This is a genomic window from Nocardiopsis chromatogenes YIM 90109, assembly GCF_000341185.1.
In the GTDB taxonomy this organism is placed as follows: Bacteria; Actinomycetota; Actinomycetes; order Streptosporangiales; family Streptosporangiaceae; genus Nocardiopsis_A; species Nocardiopsis_A chromatogenes.
This window is the reverse complement of record NZ_ANBH01000320.1, coordinates 1-4,393: the sequence shown is the minus strand read 5'-3', so window position 1 is coordinate 4,393 and position 4,393 is coordinate 1. Positions and strand designations below refer to the sequence as shown.

At 72.9% G+C, this 4,393-nt stretch carries 5 protein-coding genes (1 of these 5 cut by a window edge); all 5 read right to left on the bottom strand.

Translation table 11 applies throughout. The features are described 5' to 3' along the window. Positions 1-684, bottom strand: the 5' portion of a protein-coding gene (locus D476_RS0128095; protein WP_449289418.1) for a glycoside hydrolase family 3 N-terminal domain-containing protein. 327 nt of this gene lie to the left of the window's left edge; 684 of the gene's 1,011 nt are visible here — the first part of the coding sequence; the start codon lies at positions 682-684; the stop codon falls past the left edge of the window. A 35-nt stretch (positions 685-719) separates the two neighbouring features. Further along, positions 720-1,547 carry a carbohydrate ABC transporter permease gene (locus D476_RS0128090; RefSeq protein ID WP_017627218.1) on the bottom strand — a complete coding sequence of 276 codons (828 nt, stop codon included), beginning with the start codon at positions 1,545-1,547 and terminating at the stop codon, positions 720-722. Continuing rightward, a complete protein-coding gene (locus D476_RS0128085) occupies positions 1,544-2,515 on the bottom strand; it encodes a carbohydrate ABC transporter permease (RefSeq protein ID WP_017627217.1) in 972 nt (323 codons plus the stop codon). The genes D476_RS0128090 and D476_RS0128085 overlap by 4 nt, the downstream gene beginning before the upstream one ends. A 16-nt stretch (positions 2,516-2,531) precedes the next feature. After that, positions 2,532-3,800 carry a sugar ABC transporter substrate-binding protein gene (locus tag D476_RS0128080; protein ID WP_017627216.1) on the bottom strand — a complete coding sequence of 423 codons (1,269 nt, stop codon included), beginning with the start codon at positions 3,798-3,800 and terminating at the stop codon, positions 2,532-2,534. Between the two features lie 149 nt (positions 3,801-3,949). Beyond that, on the bottom strand, positions 3,950-4,393 hold a 444-nt coding region (locus D476_RS0128075; protein WP_017627215.1), incomplete at its 5' end, for a cytochrome P450.

Sequence of the window (4,393 nt, the reverse complement as noted above, 5' to 3'; positions counted from 1 at the left end):
CGCCCCCCCCCGGACCAGCCGGTACCAGCGCGGGGAGACGCTCGCGGGCACCTCGTCCACGGCCGGCACGACGATGTGCCCGCTCATCACCATGTCGACGCCCGCGCGCACGGCCGCGCCGAAGGGCACCAGCTCCCGCTCGCGCAGCAGCCCCTCCCCCGCCCCGATCACCGGGAGTCCGACGTGCGAGTCGGTGCGGGTGTCGCCGTGCCCGGGAAAGTGCTTGGCCGCGGCCGCCCGGCCCGCATCGTGCAGCCCGGCGGTGAACGCCGCCCCGTGCTCGGCGGCCGCCTCCGGCCGGTCGGAGAACGCGCGCGGCCCGATGACCGGGTTGCGCGGGTCGGAGGCCACGTCGACCACCGGCGCCAGCGCGGCGTCGACACCGGCGCGGCGCAGCAGCTCGCCGATGGAGCGGGCGGCCGCCCGGGTGGCGGCGGTGTCCCCGGCGGCGCCGAGCTCGCCGTGGGCCGGGTGCGGTGAGGCCCCGCCCGGGTGGAACCGGCTGACCGGCCCGCCCTCCTCGTCGCAGGCGATGATGAGCCGGTGCCGGGCGGCGTGCAGCTCCCGGGAGAGCGCGGCGGGGTCCCCGCCCAGGTTCTGCGCGAAGTACAGCACCGCGCCCAGCCCCTCCCGGCAGGCCCGGAGCAGCCACGGCGGGGCGGCGGTCCCCAGGAAGCCGGGCATCAGCACCCGGGCGGCCCGTTCGGCGTCGGCGCGGCTCATCCCTTCACCGCCCCCTGGACCAGGCCGGAGACCAGGCCCCGCTGCACGAACAGGAAGAAGAGCATCACCGGGACGGTGATGATCGTCGAGGCGGCCATCATGGCCCCCCAGTCGGTGGTGTTCTGGCCGAAGAACTGGCGCAGCCCGACGGCGACGGTGTAGGTGTCCGCGTCGTCCATGAAGGCGAAGGCGATGAGGAACTCGTTCCACGCCATGATGAAGGAGAAGATCCCCGTGGCCACCAGCCCGGGGGCCACCAGCGGGAGCAGCACCGACCAGAACATGCGGGGCCAGGAGGCGCCGTCGATGTAGGCGGCCTCCTCCACCTCGGCCGGGACGGCGGCGGTGAACCCGCGCAGCATCCAGATGGCGAACGGCAGCGACAGCGCGATGTAGACCACCGACAGGCCCAGCAGCGAGTTGAGCATGCCCAGCGAGGAGGCCTGCAGGAACAGCGGGATGACCAGCGCCTCCAGCGGCACCATCTGCACGACCAGCACCATCACCAGCACGGTGGTGCGCAGCCGGAACCGGAAGCGGGAGACCGCCACCGCCGCCAGCAGCGCCAGCAGCGCGCTCCCGGCCACCGTCACCACCGCCACCAGCAGCGAGTTGCCCAGGTAGGTGAGGAACCCGGCCTCGGCCAGCGCGTACCGGTAGTTGTCCAGGGTGGGGTCGGCGGGCAGCAGCGCCTCGGTCCCGGTGACGCTGCGCGCGGGCGCCAGCGAGCTGGCCACCATGAAGTAGGCCGGGAACAGGGTGAAGGCCAGCAGGGCGGCCACCGCGAGCGCCCTGCCGAGCATCCACCGGGTGCGGCGGGTCATCGCAGCTCCTCGTCGCGGAACAGGGACCGCAGGTAGACCAGGGTGATGGCGAGCAGGAGCAGGGTGAGCAGCACCGCGACCGCCGCCCCCGACCCGTAGTCGCGCTGCACGATGCCCTGCAGGTAGGACCACACCCCCAGGTTCAGCACCTCCCGGTTGGCCCCGTCGCCGCCGGGCATCAGGAACACCTGGGCGAACACCTTGAAGTCCCAGATGGTGGACAGGATGGTCACCACCGCGAACACCGGGCGCAGCACGGGCAGGGTGACGTGGCGGAACCGCTGCCAGGCCCCGGCGCCGTCGATCAGCGCCGCCTCGTACAGCTCCCGGGGGACGGTGAGCAGGCCCGCCAGCACGGTCACCGCCACGAACGGGAAGCCGTGGTGGACGATGTTGAGGGTGACGATGCCGTAGAAGAACAGCCGGTCGGCGAACCAGTTGAGGCCCTCGGGGCCGAGCGCCCCGGCGGCCTCCAGGCCCTGGCGGACGATGCCCCGGTCCACCTCGAAGATCCACACCCACACGTAGGTGCCGGTGACGGCGGGCATCGCCCAGGCGATCATGATGCAGCTGATCACCGCGGTGCGGGCGAGCGGGCGCAGGGACGCCAGCAGCAGCGCCACCAGGGTGCCGAAGGCGACCGTCGCGCCGACCGCCACGACCGCGAACACGGCGGTGTTGGGCAGCGCGACCCGCCACAGGTACCCGTCGGACAGCAGCTCGGCGTAGTTGTCCAGCCCGTTGTAGTCGGTCTCCCCGGACAGGATGTTGTCCAGCCCGTAGTCCTGGACCGACAGCCAGAGCACCCGCCCGAGCGGGTAGAGCAGCAGCCCGCCGAGCACGGCCAGGCCGGGGGCGAGCAGCGCCCACGGCAGCAGCGCGCGGCGGCGCCGCCGGGTGAGCAGCGGTCGGGGGCGCGGGGGCGGGGCGGCCGCGCTGGGCCGCCCCGGTGTCGTCGTCGCGGTCACGTCGGTCCCGGTCCGGTCAGTCCTGGTTCAGGGTGTCCTCGATCTCGGTGTTCGCGGTCTCGGTGGCCTCCTCCACCGTCGCGTCGCCGTTGAGCACCGACTGGGTCATGCCGGGGATGACCTGGGCCCCCTCGACCTCGCCCCACTTGGGCGAGACGGGGGCCACGCGGCTCGCCTCCAGGATCTGCACGGCGAAGGGCCGCACCAGCGGGTCGTCGGAGTCGGCCAGCGCCTCGATCTGCGCCTGCTTGCCCGGGAAGTAGGTGCTCTCCTCGGTCCAGCGCTGCGCGAACTCGTCGCCGGTGAGCAGTTCGATGTAGGCCCAGGCGGCCTCGGTGTCGGCGCCCTCGAAGACGCCCAGGTGGGAGCCGCCGAGGAAGGAGGGGCTGTAGCCGCCTTCGGGGCCGGGGATGGGGAAGGCGCCCAGGTTCTCGGCCAGTTCGGGGTCGGCCTCCTCGATGGCGCGCGGCGTCCAGCTGCCGGAGATCGCCATGGCCACGTTGCCGTCGACGAAGTTGTCCTGGACGTCGGTCTCCTTCCAGGTGGCGGCGCCGGTGCTGGAGACGCCGTCCTCAAGGGCCAGGTCGGTGTAGAAGCTCAGGCCCTCGCGGGACTCCGCGCTCGCGAGCCCGCCCTCCCAGGTGCCGCCGGACTCCTGGGCGATGTCGCCCCCGGCGCCCCAGATGAAGGGCATCACCGAGTAGGCGGCGTCCCCGGGGACGGGGAAGGCGACCATGTCGTCCTCCTCCTCGGAGATCGTGACCGCCGTCTCGCGCAGCTCGTCCCAGTTCTCAGGGACCTCCAGGCCGTGCTCCTCGAACACGTCCGTGCGGTAGATGACCGAGCGGACCCCGGCGTACCAGGGCATGCCGTACAGGCCGCCGTCGAAGGTGCCGGCCTCCACCAGCGCCTCGTTGTAGGCGGAGGTGTCCCCGGCCTGGTCGGACAGGTCGGCCAGCGCCCCGAGCTGGGCGAACTCCGGGGTGAAGGTGGTGCCCAGCTCGGCGACGTCGGGCAGGGTGCCCCCGGCCATGCCCTTGGTGAAGCGGTCGTGGGCGTCGGCCCAGGGGACGAACTCCACGTCGACCGGGGTGCCGGTCTCCTCTTCGTACCGCTCGCCGACGGCCTCGAAGTAGTCGGTGGCGTCGGGGTTGGTGCCCTCCATGATCCACACCTGGAGGCCGTCGTCGGCGGCGTCGTCGCCCCCTCCCCCGCCGCCGCACCCGGCGGCGGTCAGTGCGAGGGCGGTCAGTACCGCGGCGGTGCGGGGAATCCTCGGCTGCATCGGCGCTCTCCCATCCGGTCACGGCCCCCGGGATCGGCTTGGTAGAAAAACTACGCACACTCGGGTGGGCTGTGAAGAAAAGTCACACGGATGTTATGACCGACCTCGGGCCGCGCGCCGACATTACTGGTCACCGGGGCACCGGCGCCTCAGAACTCGCAGGGCAGCTCCTTGATCCCGTTGACGAAACTGGACTGCAGCCGCTCCGGGGGCCCCGCCGCGCGGATGCCGGGCACCCGGCGGTGCAGCTCGCGCCACATCGCGGTGATCTCCCGGCGGGCCAGGTGGGCGCCGAGGCAGAAGTGCGGCCCGGGGCCGCCGAAGCCCACGTGCGGGTTGGGCGAGCGGGTGACGTCGAAGGTGTCGGGGTCGGCGAAGACCCGGGCATCGCGGTTGGCCGAGGGGTAGAACAGCAGCACCTTGTCCCCGGCCCGGTACCGGTGGCCGTTCATCTCGTGGTCGCGGGTGAGGGTGCGGCGCATCCAGTTGACCGGGGAGGCGTACCGGATGACCTCCTCCACCGCCGTGCCCGCGCGGCCCTCGAAGTCCTCCCACCACAGCTCGCGCTGGCCGGGGTGGTCGGTGAGCAGGGC

Excerpts from the sequence above, each read along its gene's own strand:
- D476_RS0128090 (WP_017627218.1), bottom strand. The coding sequence starts at position 1,547 with ATGACCCGCCGCACCCGGTGGATGCTCGGCAGGGCGCTCGCGGTGGCC.
- D476_RS0128080 (WP_017627216.1), bottom strand. The coding sequence starts at position 3,800 with ATGCAGCCGAGGATTCCCCGCACCGCCGCGGTACTGACCGCCCTCGCA.